This is a genomic window from Ancylomarina sp. YFZ004 (assembly GCF_054254355.1).
Map to the genome: position 1 here is coordinate 176,407 of NZ_JBTCHQ010000006.1, position 15,588 is coordinate 191,994.

At 35.2% G+C, this 15,588-nt stretch carries 15 protein-coding genes; 6 read left to right on the forward strand and 9 right to left on the reverse strand.

Features of this window, described 5'->3' with window-relative positions; translation table 11 throughout:
* Nucleotides 1-223: 223 nt before the first annotated feature.
* Nucleotides 224-778, reverse strand: a complete 555-nt coding sequence (locus tag ACXR6G_RS11585) for an REP-associated tyrosine transposase (protein ID WP_458361593.1) — start codon at nt 776-778, stop codon at nt 224-226.
* Between the two features lie 180 nt (nt 779-958).
* On the reverse strand, nt 959-1,372 hold the full coding sequence (locus ACXR6G_RS11590; RefSeq protein ID WP_458361594.1) for a VOC family protein: 414 nt from the start codon (nt 1,370-1,372) through the stop codon (nt 959-961).
* A gap of 570 nt (nt 1,373-1,942) precedes the next feature.
* Between ACXR6G_RS11590 and ACXR6G_RS11595 the strand changes: the two genes are divergently transcribed.
* Both ACXR6G_RS11595 and ACXR6G_RS11600 read left to right on the forward strand, forming a co-directional pair.
* Nucleotides 1,943-2,320 (forward strand): RidA family protein, encoded by a 378-nt coding sequence (locus tag ACXR6G_RS11595; protein WP_458361595.1) that lies wholly within the window; start codon nt 1,943-1,945, stop codon nt 2,318-2,320.
* 112 nt (nt 2,321-2,432) lie between these two features.
* Nucleotides 2,433-3,341, forward strand: a complete 909-nt coding sequence (locus tag ACXR6G_RS11600) for a phospholipase A (RefSeq protein WP_458361596.1) — start codon at nt 2,433-2,435, stop codon at nt 3,339-3,341.
* 87 nt (nt 3,342-3,428) lie between these two features.
* On the opposite strand, the gene ACXR6G_RS11605 is transcribed toward ACXR6G_RS11600, so the two are convergent.
* The 3 genes from ACXR6G_RS11605 to ACXR6G_RS11615 form a co-directional block, all read right to left on the reverse strand.
* Nucleotides 3,429-3,998: a DUF1287 domain-containing protein gene (locus ACXR6G_RS11605; protein ID WP_458361597.1), complete on the reverse strand. Its 570-nt coding sequence runs from the start codon at nt 3,996-3,998 to the stop codon at nt 3,429-3,431.
* Between the two features lie 362 nt (nt 3,999-4,360).
* Nucleotides 4,361-4,546 (reverse strand): PspC domain-containing protein, encoded by a 186-nt coding sequence (locus ACXR6G_RS11610; RefSeq protein WP_458361598.1) that lies wholly within the window; start codon nt 4,544-4,546, stop codon nt 4,361-4,363.
* Nucleotides 4,547-4,692: 146 nt separating this feature from the next.
* Complete coding sequence (locus ACXR6G_RS11615; protein ID WP_458361599.1) at nt 4,693-5,244, reverse strand: transposase; 552 nt, start codon at nt 5,242-5,244, stop codon at nt 4,693-4,695.
* 518 nt (nt 5,245-5,762) lie between these two features.
* Here ACXR6G_RS11615 and ACXR6G_RS11620 point away from each other — a divergent pair.
* The gene (locus ACXR6G_RS11620) at nt 5,763-7,049 is read left to right on the forward strand and encodes a citrate (Si)-synthase (RefSeq protein WP_458361600.1); all 1,287 of its coding nucleotides are present in this window, start codon (nt 5,763-5,765) and stop codon (nt 7,047-7,049) included.
* Between the two features lie 232 nt (nt 7,050-7,281).
* Here the strand turns inward: ACXR6G_RS11620 and ACXR6G_RS11625 are convergent, their stop codons facing one another.
* The 4 genes from ACXR6G_RS11625 to ACXR6G_RS11640 all read right to left on the reverse strand — a co-directional run bounded on the left by ACXR6G_RS11625 (nt 7,282) and on the right by ACXR6G_RS11640 (nt 12,677).
* Complete coding sequence (locus ACXR6G_RS11625; protein ID WP_458361601.1) at nt 7,282-8,040, reverse strand: DUF6090 family protein; 759 nt, start codon at nt 8,038-8,040, stop codon at nt 7,282-7,284.
* A 144-nt stretch (nt 8,041-8,184) separates the two neighbouring features.
* Nucleotides 8,185-9,447 carry an alpha/beta fold hydrolase gene (locus ACXR6G_RS11630; RefSeq protein WP_458361602.1) on the reverse strand — a complete coding sequence of 421 codons (1,263 nt, stop codon included), beginning with the start codon at nt 9,445-9,447 and terminating at the stop codon, nt 8,185-8,187.
* A gap of 176 nt (nt 9,448-9,623) precedes the next feature.
* Nucleotides 9,624-11,405, reverse strand: coding sequence for a hypothetical protein (locus tag ACXR6G_RS11635; RefSeq protein ID WP_458361603.1), 1,782 nt, complete (start codon nt 11,403-11,405; stop codon nt 9,624-9,626).
* 162 nt (nt 11,406-11,567) lie between these two features.
* Complete coding sequence (locus ACXR6G_RS11640) at nt 11,568-12,677, reverse strand: transglutaminase-like domain-containing protein (protein WP_458361604.1); 1,110 nt, start codon at nt 12,675-12,677, stop codon at nt 11,568-11,570.
* Between the two features lie 679 nt (nt 12,678-13,356).
* Between ACXR6G_RS11640 and ACXR6G_RS11645 the strand changes: the two genes are divergently transcribed.
* From ACXR6G_RS11645 to ACXR6G_RS11655, 3 genes are all read left to right on the forward strand, one after another.
* Nucleotides 13,357-13,926, forward strand: a complete 570-nt coding sequence (locus tag ACXR6G_RS11645; protein WP_458361605.1) for a hypothetical protein — start codon at nt 13,357-13,359, stop codon at nt 13,924-13,926.
* A 523-nt stretch (nt 13,927-14,449) separates the two neighbouring features.
* The gene (locus tag ACXR6G_RS11650; RefSeq protein WP_458361606.1) at nt 14,450-15,073 is read left to right on the forward strand and encodes a hypothetical protein; all 624 of its coding nucleotides are present in this window, start codon (nt 14,450-14,452) and stop codon (nt 15,071-15,073) included.
* A gap of 108 nt (nt 15,074-15,181) precedes the next feature.
* Complete coding sequence (locus ACXR6G_RS11655; protein WP_458361607.1) at nt 15,182-15,553, forward strand: DUF1801 domain-containing protein; 372 nt, start codon at nt 15,182-15,184, stop codon at nt 15,551-15,553.
* Nucleotides 15,554-15,588 lie beyond the last annotated feature (35 nt).

The following is a 15,588-nucleotide window of genomic DNA, read 5'->3' on the forward strand; positions in this document are numbered from 1 at the left end:
TTTTGTTTTTTCAGTACCTAAGATACACATGTTTAGCCGTAAGAAATAGTATCAAAAAGAGAATTAGATGAAAGGCGATCTTTACTCGATTTATTTGAAAGTCTGAGGGGTGAATTAATTACGAATGACAACAGATAACCGACAACTAATTCACGAATCAAAAATTTAGCCTTAATACCATTACCCTTTACATTCGCTGCCGCACGATTCCATCGTGTGGTTGCTACATCACTACAATTACTTCCTTCAAAATCCCATTATCACCTCTATAATCTCTTGCACTGCTATACACATAATCTTCAGGATAGGAAACTAAGCCTTCCTCAACTGGATTATTATGTATATAATTTATCTTTTCATCGAATACTTTGTTACTCCATAATTCGATTGGTTTATTATCGTGTCTCCAAAACTGATACTGTTTTACATTGGATGACATTGCTCCAGCTTTTAAAAATTCTTCTAACAGCCGTTCTTTTCTATTTTCATTAGGGTTGTTTTTTATTGCAGTCACAAGTGCTTTACTGGTGAATCGTTTAAAGTCTCCTAATAGTTGTTCTGGCTTTTGACTATTTTGACTATGGAAAATTAAATGAACGTGATTCGTCATTATGCACCAAGCATAAACTTCCATCCCCTTTTGTTTTTGACAGTAATGTAAACTGTCGATGATGATATCAATGTATTCACTTCTTGTAAATACTTCTAACCATTCTACTACTGCAAAACTTACAAAATAGATGCCCTCAGCGTTATGAAATTTATAATTACGACTCATAACTAAGTTTTATAATTTTATGCTACTTTTTTTAATGAACCACACGATGGAATCGTGCGGTAGCGTATTCGAAGGTGTAACCCAAAATCAATAACTCAGCCTTAATCTTTGCCCCTTTCTCTTTTATACTTTTTTATCTTTACACCTTTACACCTTTACACCTTTACACCTTTATCCTTTTCATTTCGTTCTCCCTTTCACTATCTTATCATATTCCTCGTCAATGGCTTCCCAAAGCTGAATTTTGTTGCCTTCAGGGTCGATGATGTGTGCAAACTTCCCGTATTCCAGACTTTCAATCTCATCTAAAACTTCTATGCCCTCTTTTTTGAGTTCTTCCAATAGCCACTCCAGATTTTCCACCCGGTAGTTCATCATAAAATCTTTATGCGAAGGCTCAAAATACTTAGTACTTGAATCGAAAGGACTCCAGACCGAGAAGGCTTTCTTATTGGCATCATCAGCTTGTCGCCATTCGAATGAGGTGCCGTATTCGTCGGTATCAAAGCCTAAATGCTTACCATACCAGTCTTTCATCGATTTTGGATCCTGACATTTAAAAAAGATGCCACCTATACCTGTTACGCGTTTCATATGCTTATAATTTTTTAGTTAAGGCCATATGTAACTTACCATATTAGCGTTTCCTTATGCAGGGAAGTTTTACGTATGGACGTTTCATAATTCTAAATTTTAATTTGTCATATATCTTGGCCCAATTTTTATGGAGGAGATCCCAGCAGTGAGAGGCTTGTTTGAAAAAGTCTGAAAAGTCAAAAGGTAGAAGAGTTAAACAAAAAAATATCCTCCTGCTTAGAACTCCGTAAATTTACCTTTATGGATCTCGTCATTCGTTCCCGATAACTATCGGGATGATCATTCGTAATTTATAATTCATCACTAATTGTAATTACCCATTGAAGATAAAAAATATTGCTCAATCATCATAAATTACTTTATTGAGAATCGCGTCTATCCATTTTTTTCTATTTTTGTGGGTGGAGAGACTTTTTAGACTCCCGATGGCTATCGGGATTGACTCTTCGACCTTTATACAAACCCTAAAATTATTTATATGAAACGAGCCATATAATAAAACGAATGCAAAGAGCAGGTGTTTATTTGGCGAATTCTATATGACAACTTAAAAACAAATTATAACATATGAAACGTTTTATCAATTCAGAGAAAGCACCTAAGGCCATTGGCCCATACTCACAAGCTGTAGAAGCGAATGGAACACTCTATATTTCAGGACAAATTCCAGTTGACGTAACAACAGGTAAATTTGTTGAAGGTGGCGTCAAAGAGCAAGCTGAGCAGGTGATGAAAAACATTGGTTACATTCTTGAAGAAGCAGGTTATAGTTTTAAAGATGTGGTTAAATCAACTTGTTTGTTGAGTGATATGTCTGGCTTTGCTGTGATGAACGAAGTTTATGGTGAGTATTATAAGGAAGATAGCCCGGCACGTGCGGCTTTCGCTGTAAAAGGCTTGCCTATGGGTGCCTTAGTTGAAATCGAAACCATTGCTGTAAAATAAGCTATTTAAGCTATCATATAAGAAAGGCTGCTAATCTGATATTGGCAGCTTTTTGTTTCCGCAAATGGTCACTTGCCACAAGAGCTGATCTTTCTTTAAAACAATGCCATCAATGAAACTCAAAATCTACTTTTTACTACTCATTAGCTTTGCTTTTGTCACAAGCTCTGTTGCACAAGATTTATTTAAGAAACAGCAGATCTCTTTGCTCGAACAATGGGATCTTGCCGATACAACCAGGAATCAGTCGGGCTTGTTTCATATAAAGCAATACAAGCCGGTTTATATCTTATTGGGTAATTATACTAGCGATATCAATCAAAAACCTCAAAGTGGCAACCCCAATAATTCGGTGCCCGATGACATGCCGCTTAATCAGGTTGAAGCTAAATTTCAAATCAGTTTTAAAACAAAGATCTTTAATGATTTAATGGGATCAAAGCTGGGTGGTGATATCTGGGTGGGCTATACCCAAACGTCCAGATGGCAAGTGTACAACCCAGGTTTTTCCCGCCCATTTCGCGAGACGAACTACGAGCCCGAAATCATGTATATTATGCCGACCCCCTATGAAATTTGTGGACTAAAGGGCCTCTTTGCAGGGATTGGTTATAACCATCAAAGTAATGGGCAGTCCGATCCCATGTCTCGTAGTTGGAATAGGATAGTTGCGCAAATAGCTTGGGAAAGTAAAAATCTAAGCATCATATTTAAACCCTGGTTGCGCATAAAAGAACCTGCTGACAAGGATAATAATCCCGGTATAGAAAACTATTTGGGCAGAGGAGAGCTAATGGCTGCCTATGGTAAAGGGCGGCACGACATTAGTCTGATAGCACGTCACTCCATGCGTTTGGGTAAGAATAATAGGGGAAGCTTTCAAATTGATTATGCCTTACAGATCTGGGATAATTTGAAACTCAATGCTCAACTATTTCACGGTTATGGCGAGAGTCTGATTGACTATAACCACAAACAAACAACCTTTGGTATAGGTCTTTCGCTGACTCAGTGGCGATAGAAGGTGTTGAATAGGAAATAGAAAACTATAAAGAAAGGCTGCTAATCTCAGATTAGTAGCCTTTTCTAGTTTGTAAGCAGTGTTTTTTTAATATCGATAATGGCCAATTATTTTAAAATCGAATAGGCAATCTTCAATCACTTGACCAGCGCCAATATTGTGGACGATTAAATGCCTTTTCCCATCCGCAGATTTCTTGTTGATCACAATACCTATGTGTGTGATAGCACCTCCCAAATTCCAACAGACAACATCGTTGGGTAAATAGTCTTTAGCCTGTTTGCTGATAGCTTGTCTATGTCCTTTCCGATCAAAAAAAGTCATTAGGTTGGGTACTCTTCGGTGATCAATATTCTTATCCGTTGTTTTTAGCCCCCAAATCTTTGGATATAGTTTAAAGTTGGCCTTCATGTCTTCGTGAACTTCTTTTTGTAAATCGATGCCCTTTAAACGATAGGCCCGAATGATAACATCAGTACAAACACCCTTGTCAGCTGGTACATCTCCATTGGGATAAGCAATAGAAAAATAAGCAGGATCGTAGGTCACTTTTTGCTTGATCAATTCCAGAGCACAGTCCGATAAGGACAAATTTTGAGCAGAGCCAAGTTGCCATATTAGAAGGCTAAATAGTATGGATAGTATTAGTTTTTTCATTTATTCGCCAGTTTATTTAATAGCTCTTCGTATTCTTTAAAGCGATGTTCTCTTATCGGTCTTATTTTGGGTTCAGTATTAAAATGTAATAACAAACACGGGTTGATGTTTTTATAGCTATCCACATATTCGTACGATTCCAATTCGTTATTTTTTATGCGCTGTTTTATCTTATTGTGATAAGGATACATATTTGTATATCAGTTAAGAGAATGATGTGACAGCTAAATCTAAGCATAATTCTTACAACGAATACCTACCTATCTGATTGACGTCTCAATTGATTAGGAAGGAAGGCTGCTAATCTCAGATTAGCAGCCTTTTATTTGTTTTGAAGGATGATTACTTTTAAAGTAGGATCCTTATTTTGATAACAATTTTACCAACCACAAAATTAAGTAAAGCCCTATTCCGGTTCCAAAAAATAGTGCTGACACAACAAATGCAATTCTGATCAACTTTACATCCCAACCTAATTTCCCACTTAGCCATCCGGCAACTCCTAAAATCATAATTTTTCTTTTTAGATTTAAAAACGACTTAAACATACGAAATATTTCCTTGTCTGAGATAGAGCTTGCTCCTATAAAGAATATTTTCTCTCTTTTAAATAGATTTCAGGTCAACTTAGTAATAGGAGAGGCAATGGTATAAGAAAGGCTACCAATCACCGATTGGTAGCCTTTTTTCTATCCTAATCAGGTTGGTGCAGATGCAATTTGTCCTCAGTCCATTTACGAGGATTATTTAAAATGTATTCCGAAATATGATCAAAGGAATCTTCGTTTCGGATGATGTGTTCCCAATAATTTCGTTGCCACAGTTTTTTATTGAATTCTTTCCAATTTTTGGTTTTTATCCCGCGGATGTAATTAACGCTTGTTATTGATTTAAATGCGGCCATCATATCGCCAACGGTTTTTCCCGTTGGGGCAATCCCTTGTGGTTGCCCAATCAGGATATTATTGATTCTACCAATATCTGTTTTATTGTCGTTTTTGACGTCCGCTAGGGACGCCCCTACGATTTCCAATATGCCATGAAAATGGTTGGGCATGACCATATGGGCGTGCAATTTTATATTAGGAAATCGTTTTATTAACGCCATCCATTCTGCTGAAACCATAGAACCTAACTCATTTAATATCATGTTACCCTGGCTGGTTTTACCAAATAAACAGGCCCTGTCCTGACAACAGATGGTTATGAAATAAAATCCTTCCTGGGAATAATCGAATCCTTTCAATCGAATTGATCGACGCGTATTTTGGAACATAGCATGGTGTTTACTCGTTTTCTACAAATTCCTTATTTTGTACAGATTCGGAATGAATATCAAAACTCTAAAATAAGTTGTTTTCTGTTCTTTCTCAAATATTTATGAAACCCCAAGTCTGATGTGTAGTAATGCCTTCTTAATTCTGATGATATAAGAAAGGCTACCAATCGGGGATAACGGACTCTATTATCGGTCTTTTTTTTCCACAGAGCACGAGCTATAAACTCGCCCTGGCTGGGCCTTGCCAGGAAAACTAAGCTAGCCCGAAGGGCTCATGAGCACCCGAAATTATATTTAGCGAATAAAAAACCAACAGTCTGTTTATCCTTACTATTTATTACTCAGTAAGCTGCTACTAATCTATGTGTTGACTTCCTTAATTAGCCGTTTTTTTCGTAACTTACAAGGAGTCCTCCTTCCCTTATAAAGTGTAGTCTTATACACTGTGTTGTAGATTTGTGTTTGAACGGAATAATTAGAAGGATATGTCTGATCTAAAAAAAGGAATCCAAAATCATTTACTTGAATTGCAGTTAGAAATTGATGCTATTTTTGCCAATGGGCGTGATGCTGTAGTTTCGGAAGTTAACGTTGGGCAAATATATGGTGGCATGCGTGGATTGGTTGCATTGGCTTGTAACACATCCTATGTTGATCCTTATTCGGGACTTTATATTGGCGAGTATACCACCGATGATTTTTCGAATAAGTTGCCTGAGGAAATATTTTTTCTCCTGTCTACCGGGAAATTTCCGGACAAGAAATCGCTCGCTAATTTTCAGAATGAGTTGAATAAACGTGCCATAATTCCTCAATATGTTTGGGATGTCTTGCGTAATCTGCCTAAAGATACGCATCCAATGACCATGTTGAGCCTCGGTATTTTATCCATGGAAAATGAGTCTGTTTTTAAGAAGGCATATCAAAAGGGTCTGGAAAAACCGGAATATTGGAAATATACCCTGGAGGATGCCATGAATATACTTGCAATATTACCTGCACTAGCAGGGGGTATCTATCGAATAAGGTTTGGCGATGGTCATTTAATTCCACATGATTCCAGTTTAGATTGGTCGGGTAATTTGGCACATATGCTGGGTGTGAATGATGATAAGGGCTTTGCAGATTTAATACGTCTGTATTTGGTTTTGCATTGCGATCATGAAGGAGGGAATGTAAGCGCATTTACATCAAGGGTGGTCAATTCAGCTCTTTCCGATTTGTATTATGCCGTATCTGCCGGACTTAACGGCTTGGCCGGTCCATTGCATGGATTAGCAAATCAGGAATGTTTACGATTTATTCTGAAAATTTACGACAAATTGGGAGAAGACCCGGATGAGGACGTCTTGGGAGCGTATGTTTTAGATGTTCTTAATTCGGGTCATGTGATTCCGGGTTACGGGCATGCCGTATTGCGCGTTACCGACCCTCGATTTACGGCTTTTATGAATTTTGGTGAGTCCAATTGCGCAAGTAGTCCTTGTTTTAAGATTGCAAAGAAACTCTTCTCAATTGTTCCGCTTATTTTAATGCATTATAAGAAAGGTAAAGTAGCAAATCCTTGGCCCAATGTAGATGCCATGTCGGGTTCACTTTTGCATCATTACGGGGTGAATGAGTTCGATTTTTATACCGTTTTATTTGGTGTGTCCAGAGTCATGGGATTTTGTGCTCAGAATATCCTTGCACAGGGATTAGGACAGCCAATTATTAGACCTAAAAGTGTGACCAATAAATGGGTGCTTGAAAGACTTAAGACGCCAGACTAAGAGAATTTTACTGGGGCAGGACGAGACATTCTGATGATACAAAGAAAGGCTGCCAATCGGGGAGTGGCAGCCTTTTTGTATTTAACGCTACGAATAAGAGGCGTGGGGCATTTTGAAAAACCACCTTATCAATCCGCTGGATATTTTATTAATTGCACTCATTTTCAATTTAGCACTATCCGCCAAATGACCTATATTTATTGTTGTGTGTTCGTTTTTATTTCACTGTTTATTAATTCGCTTCTGTCTTTAGAATTTCCTGAATATGATTTGATATTTGAACGATTTCTTGTGCTGACATGACCTGAATATACATGCGATTTATGCAACTAGCCAACTGATTATGGTATGCCAATTCGTTTATAACTTTTTCTCGGGCTTTTGGAATATCTATATTTGAAATGTATTTTTCAGTAGTGGATTCTAGCGTATAATTCCCATGCATTACACTTAAAGGAACTTTTCCTTTTTCATATTCAAATAAGTTCGGTATATCTATTTGATTATATATTGATTGTTGCTCCAAGTAATCTTCTACTGCGTCGTTCCAACTTGCAAGTTTTAATTTCAAGGAATCATTTCCAAGATTGTCTAATTTTCCTGTAGTTAATAAACTATTCAATATTGGATTCGTAGGATTCCATGTGTAACCACCAACATCTGGGCGGTCGAAAGATGTTTTATATGAAACAGACAAACTATCATTATTCAAAGTTTGCAAATATTTCCGCATACCTTTCTCCGATGCTTTTTTAACATTATAAACTCTAATCAAATCTTTATGATTTCTTTCGAATTCATTTATCAAATTTTTTATTGCTTCTGATTCTGATCTTTTTATTTTCCTGTTTTCATTCCATGTATTCACTTGAAGAGCTAATAAAATTCCTATCATTACAAGTAGTATTTCTCCTACAGCATAAATCAAATAACTTTTTAGATTGCTTTTATCAATTAATTCCCTTCTTGTCTTTTGAAAGAATTTTATCATTGGTTTTTATTTTTTAATGACACACAACGTTAAGAATATGGGGCGTTTGGCATTTCGAAGCTTTAACCTATCAAACCGCTGTATATTTTATTAATTGTACTAATTTTCAAATATACCAATCCGCCAAATGCCCTATATTTATTGTTAGTGGCTGGTTGTCTTTTTCTTATGAATTTTATCAAAATCGCTCAAAGTCAGCTTAATACTATAAATCACCAATTTCGGATCATCAACTTGAATGGAATGCCCGGAATTAGAACTGTAAAAAAACTTTCCATAACTCAAGGGATACAGAAGTTCTAACCAGCGTTTCATTTTAATATTACTATTAACCCTCCACATCTCTTCTCTATCATAGATTGTAGGTTTTTCATCCGGATAGAGAGTAAATCCTCCTGCCATCAGGAAGTGAACGGGAACATCAGGCAATGGCTTGCGAGTACATTCTTCAAAGCCTGTTGCAGTTAATGCCCTCAAAATTTTGACTTCTTCTACATAGAAAACAGGCATTTCTTCATAAAGCTTCTCAGTAAAATTATCATAAGATTCCCCGAACAATGAATCTATTTGATGCTGCGTTAATCCGATTTCAAGGTAAGGCAGATCGCCAAAACCTTTTTTCTTAGTAAAATCAACTGGATCCACAAAAACAAGACCGGCGATTTCATCAGGATACTGTGAGGCAAAACTTCTAATATAGGCTCCGCCAAAAGAGTGTGAAACCAATAAGTATGGTGGCTCTAACCCTTTTGTTATAAGCATTTTTCTTAGATTACTGACGATGTGCTCAGTTGTTGGTGGGAGACTGTCGTTTTCAGATTTTCCTATTCTTGGGCGGTTGTATCGAAACACAGCATTTGTTTTAGAAATTTCTTCAGATACTGTTTCCCAACTTCCAAAACCGCTTGCAATTCCATTTTCAAATACAACAACTGGTTTATCTGCTTGATTGTTTTCCATTCCTGAGGTTAAGACTTCAACCTTGAATCCATTCAATGTAATAAAGTCTATATTGGCATAAGCTTCATCTCTATTTGCCTTAACTGCTGCAAGTAATTGTTTCCACCTATTATCAATGTGAAGCAATTTTAAATCCGGATCGCCTTTTATATGTTCATAATTAGAGTAGTTCAACGAATTTGTTATATAATTTAGATTACTGAATGCACTGTCGGCATTATTTGCTAAAGCCCATGAGCAAGCCGCATTGTAACGATCATTTAACAAGCCTTTCCAATCGTTTGCTTTAAATGCATTAGAATAGATGAAAGCAGAATTCTGAAAATCTTTTGCACGATAAAGTGAGTCTGCTTTTTTAACAAGGTCAGAATAATTTTGAGAAACACTCTGTCCAAATAAAAGAGATGAAGAAATTACAAAAATTAAAAATATTGTTATTCTTTTCATATGGTTCAAATTAATAATGTGGTTTTTAACCAACTTGCCACTAACTAGTGTATAAAGAGCAATGTGCTTTATCCCACTTATCTGCTTGTTTTTATAACTTGCTGTTATTCCTCTTGTTATCCAGTAAAGTCACATCAAATGAACTTTTTATTTTCGCTCGTTATTAAAGTCTTATTTTAATTTTGTAACATTTGACTTATTAGTGAAACACTAAAAATACTCAGAAGAAACCAGCCTAAAAATCCTTCGAGTATGGTAATATATCTTGAAGCTCCCTTTACAGGTATTGCCCCAAAGCCAAGTGTAGAAAAAGCATTAACGCTTAATGTTATGGCATTTAGCGCCCGAACCAATCCTAGGGAAATCATATAAATTACAATTGAAAAGGAAACTATAAGGGCTACAAATACTTTACGTTTAGGCTCAAGGTTTATCCAACATCCCTGCAACACCTCAGTTCTTCGGTAGATAAATGCTAATATTTTATGCCTGACAATTGAAAGTAGATATAAGGGTTTTCCCAGCATAATAATAAAAACAGGAATTTCAAGCTTACTCTCTGCCATTTCTTTCTTATAACCAGCAAATGTTTTCAAATCCTCTATATAATCCTCCATATAAAAATCTTCCAACCTTTGCTCTGAGCGGAAATATTGCATTATTTTCCGGTGCTTTTTAATCAGAAATGTTCTGTTTATACCATCCCAATCGCTGTAAAAAAAGAAGTATACCCCAGCGAAAAGAAGAATCACCCACATTGAAATGATCAATGATTGTATTGGATTAGTCCCATATTCTGAAAAATATTTAAGGAATTGGTTAAACCGCCAATTGAACCATTTATTAACACTTGGGTCTTGTTGGTACAAATGATGATACCTTCTGGTTTCCATGTCTTTCATTTGCTTATAACAAGCGTTGGCCGATTCGATATCGCCCTGAGTTCTGTACATGGAAAAAAACTTGCGGTATGAGCTGTTCAGTTTATTAAAAAGATAAACATCCGAAATTAGGGTATCTGATTTATGGGTACAGGGTGCTTGTGCATAATTCCCATACAATCCAAGACCTGCCGAATCTAATTGGCTCCAATTAAATTTGGTATTGTCTTTTGGGAAATTAAACTTCTTAATTCCCAATGGTAACTTAAACTTGCAATTATCAACTGTGAGATTTTCCTTTACTGAGCAATTATTAAAGCTCACAATACTGTTGGAAAAATCCATCCCTTCAAAACCAATAACATCATATTTCCCACCCAAAAAGGCTATAACTGGCATCACTTCGGTTGGCAATATTTTGCAATTACTCAAATAAAATGTATTTATCTTTTTCTCATTCTGACTAATCCTGAAAAGATACTTATACGTTTGGTTTTCATTTTCAAATCCGTAATTTTTTTGTCTAATATTATGGTCTGTATAAAAGGAGCAATTTTTGAATAATAAAAGATTAATTTGTAATTCAAGGACGACCGTTCTTTGCAGTATTGAACTATGCCAAAATTCTAAAATTCCCAAATCAGAATGAGTAAAGTCCAGCCCTTGCTTAAAGGTGCAATTATAAAAAATAAGTTGAACAGCTCCCTCACAACTAAAAAAAGTGATATTCTTCTGAAAAATTACATTTCTTACTTGACAGGTTGAGACACTCGGTAATTTGCAATTTTTAATTACAATTTGTGGAGATATCGTTTTTTCTCTTTTCTTATCCTTAGCTGTTGGCTTTATGGATCTGGGTAACATAGGAGCACACAAAGAATCTTTAGGATATTCGAAATAAATTTCGGTGTCTTCTAATAGATATACCTTGTCTTTGCATTTCTCCATTTCCCCAATCCATTCACTTATGGATATTTTTCTTTTGTACTTGTCCTGAGAAAATGATTGAGAAGCAAAGGCGACATTACATAACAGAATAATGAAGAGGATTTTTGTTGCCTTATTAATTTTATTCATAGTATTCATCTTAAGTTGTTGGCTATAACAGTAAACTGTATGAGTAGTGGCAGATTGCGTGGCACTTTGCTGTTAAACCGCTATGCAGTTTGTGTGGGCTACAAACCTTGATCTTTACCACATCACCTGCCATTACTTATACAAAATCTTATAAGCCGTAATTTATTTGGGTTGTTCATAAAAGTCTTTCACGGAATTTGTATAAATACAATTGTTAATTGGATAGATTATCTGAAAAATTGTTGGATTTTTCGCACCAAGAGGAACAAGCATTAATTTCTTTTTCCCATTTATATTATTAGTTAATTCGATTCCTTCTCTGTTGTCAAATGAAGTGTTAAAATAATACAGATATGGAAAAATCCAATCAACGTAATATCTTTTTGATAAGGCTAATCCTGATATAATTTCAAGTTCTTTATAATTTTCAGAAATTGCTTTTTGAAATTCTACAGCATTAAGAGGTATACCATTTAAAACTGGTATAATGTTCCATTGTGGATCAAGTAAAACCCATTTTTTCAAGTCATTTAAATACACTTCTAATAAAACGTGTCCTGCTCCATATTTTCTTGTTTCAACATCTTTTGTTCTAAGAGATAGAGTTCTGGCTTTAAGCCCAATTGCATTTAGGCAAGCTGTAGTAACTATTCCATATTCAACGCATCGAAAGTTTTTACCTTGCTTAACTTCTTCAAGAATAGAAATCGCATCACTTTTTTTAGGTTGATTGTTTCCGTTGTGTTGCCATTGGTTATGCACCCAATTCATTATATTTTGAGCTTTTTCAGTATCTGATTTGGTGTCTTTTACTAAACTGTCTATGGGATATTTTGAACGAAGTAAATTTAAATAGTCATTATTATTCTTTTCGTACCAAAATTTCAAATTGTTGCTTTTTAATTTTGAGTCGAATTGTAAAGTTGCAAAATTGGGAGAAATACCTTTTACAACAGTCAGGGCGTATGATGTATTATTTATTGCAACGTAAAATTTATGAACTTGTCCTGGTGTTAATTCAAATGTTATGCTATCGAGGTCAGTATAAAAAGCAAATGTTTCGCTATTTGAATAACAATTGATTAGTAAACTGTCAAATTGAATTTGAGGAGAAATTGTCCAATTTCCTTTTACCCAATCATTTCCAATTCGGTAGTCTGCTTTAACCGATTCTGCATTTATTAATGGCAGTCCATTATAGGTTATTGTCTTAGTTTTGCAACCTCCCAACAGCATCAAAATTGTCAGCGAAAATAAAAATAATTGCTTCATTGTTGTATCGTTTTTGTTTTATGGCTTATGACGTATGTATAACATCATTATTGATGTTATTTCTCTTATATCTTTCTAAAAGGTGATGTTATCACTCTATATTGGAGGGGTAAGATCAACTTTCATATAAATTAACTCTTATTCATAAGTGTTGATTTATTTTTCGAATCCTAAAAGTAAGAATTATCCCTTCAAATAAGCCCTTTCATTCTTCCAATTATGATATTTATTATATCAACATAAACTTTAGGTTAGGGTGTTCTATATGAAGAGTATTCGGTCTTATATTGTTTTGTTGGGATGCACCTATTCATTTGTGTGGTGCATTTATTATCAGACAGTTTGCTCAGTTGCTTTGTGATGCCTATGTTTAGAGGTGTTGTGCTTATGTGTTGTAAGTTATGATAGTTGTAATTGCTTTGTATTCTCTCGTGTTGCTTTCCTGTTTTAACGTATTGTTAATTGTTTTCGCTCATTTGTCATTTTGCAGTAGTCAGTTGCTATCTGTGCTTGCTCTGTTGGCATTTGAGGGTGGCGGAAGCTTGCAACCGAGTGGTGGTGAATTCTAAATTCTGCTTAGGCAGCTTAATCCTGATATTGGGTTTATGTATTTTAACATGTTTTAAAATCATGATGTCATTCTTTTATCTATCTTCCTAAGATTTTAAAAACGAATTATATGAAGAGATTAGGCATATTGCTCTTACTGAGTTTTGTGATTGTAACAGGATTTAGTCAGAAGCATCTACAAGCACACTTCGAAAAGGATTTAATCAGCTATACTGATGCTTTTAATAACAAGCAATGGAATACGGTAACACAAATGATGTATCCTCGGGTTTTCGAAATGATGAGCAAGAAAAATATGCTCATGTTTATGGAGCAAATGGATAATTTGGGTGTGAAAATGACCACAGATTTTAGGTCGATAGATCATATTTCAAAAGTGGTGAAATCTGGAAACGAAAAATATTGTAAGATTCAATACTATGGCGTTATCCGTGTTAAATTATCGGGACTCATGTCGCAGGGAAGCTCTTTAATGCAGCCTCAGTTCGAACAGGAATTTGGGAAAGAGAATGTCAAATACCATGAAGCAAGCAATTCCTTTACCATACAAGCACACCGAGCTATGGTCGCTGTTGCCGATAAACGATCAGAAAATTGGAAGTATATCGATGTGAATTCATCACTTGCTAAAGGCCTAAAAAAACTGATTCCTGTTCATGTGCAGAAACAGTTGAATTAAATGCCTTAGATATAGGCTCAAGAAGAGACTATTTAGCTAAGTGAATGATTTTTTTCATAGATTGAGTCCTCTTGTCGTTAGGATGAGGGGCTTTCTTTTTTAGTTAGGAAGAGTCATCCCGATAGATATCGGGAACGAATTGCGGTAGAGCTGCTTCGGCTTTGCTCAGCAAGAGGATGGATTAAATAATTACGAATTGCGGAAGGTTGACAAAGCTTGTTTGAAGCAATTTCAAAATTTATAAATTATCCCTTTTAGTGGAGAGGCTGTCTTATTTGTATTAGATTGGTAATTAATATTTCTTAACAAATACAATGAGGGAGTAGAATTTTAGTTGTAAAATAAATTGATATATTTGTTTTGTCCGAAGTTTCAGTAACAACTTTGTTACACATTTGTTTTCTATCATTAAGGAAGAAATTGGGAAAATAAATGGATTTCTTACAGAAAAACTCTGTATACCTTAATTAGTATTAACTAATTGGTGCACAGAGTTTTTTTATGCGCCAAAATTAAAAACAAAATGATGAAAAAAGTTATTATTAGTTTGGTCGTATTATTTATTGTGGGAGTTGGTTTGTATCAAATTCCAATTGTTAGAAACATTGTATTTGTAATTGCTCTTAATGTTACCGAACAAACGGAGCTTAGTGTCGAAGGAAATAGTTTGTATATGGACGGGTTAATTAATTCTAAAACACCAGATCAATTTAAAGCTGTGTTTTCTGAAAATCCGAATATTGATACTCTAATAATGAAAACGGTAGAAGGATCGGTAGATGATGAAGCCAATTTGGAAGTAGCCGAGTGGGTGTCTAAAAAGAATCTGGTATTTGTTTTAGAATCTGAAAGTATGATTGCTTCAGGAGGAACAGATTTCTTTTTGGCAGGGAAGACAAGAATTATTAAAGATGGAGCAAAAGTAGGTGTACATTCATGGGCAGGAGAGAACAAAGTTGCAACAGATTTTCCTAAAGGCGACAAGGCACACCAAGCTTATATCGATTATTATATGGCTGTAGGTTGGACTAAAGAAAAGGCTGAGAAATTTTATTATTTCACGATAGAAGCTGCACCTGCTGATGATATTTACTGGATGACTGCTAAAGAATTAAAAGACTACCAAATTACAAATTTGGGAAGCTAGTACGAATTGACTTTCAATCATGAACCTTTATAGCTTGCCGAAAATTATTTTTACTTTTGGTACTACAAAACGTTTTAAGAACTGCTTAATAAAAACATGCTTTTTTATATGATTGATCAGCTGCATAACTTTTATTTAAAGCATGAAGAACCCAATAGGTCTTGTCTTCTGGCTTTGAGAGATATTATTCTCAAACAGGATGGGCATATATGCGAAACCATAAAGTGGAACTTGCCCTGCTTTTGTTATAAATCGAAAATGTTCTGCTTTTTGAATGTGGAGAAACAAAGCGATCAGCCTTATATTCTTTTTGTTGAAGGTGGTCGTTTGGATCATCCGAGCTTAGATAGAGGTGATAGAATAAGGATGAAGGTTTTTAAAATTGATCCAAATCTCGATTTACCTATCCAGATTATCGAATTGCTCTTGAATAATGCCTTAGATTTGTATCGAAATGGAATTATTAAAACGAATGGGTAATAGTACGTAGGAATGTACTATTGCACTATTCTGTT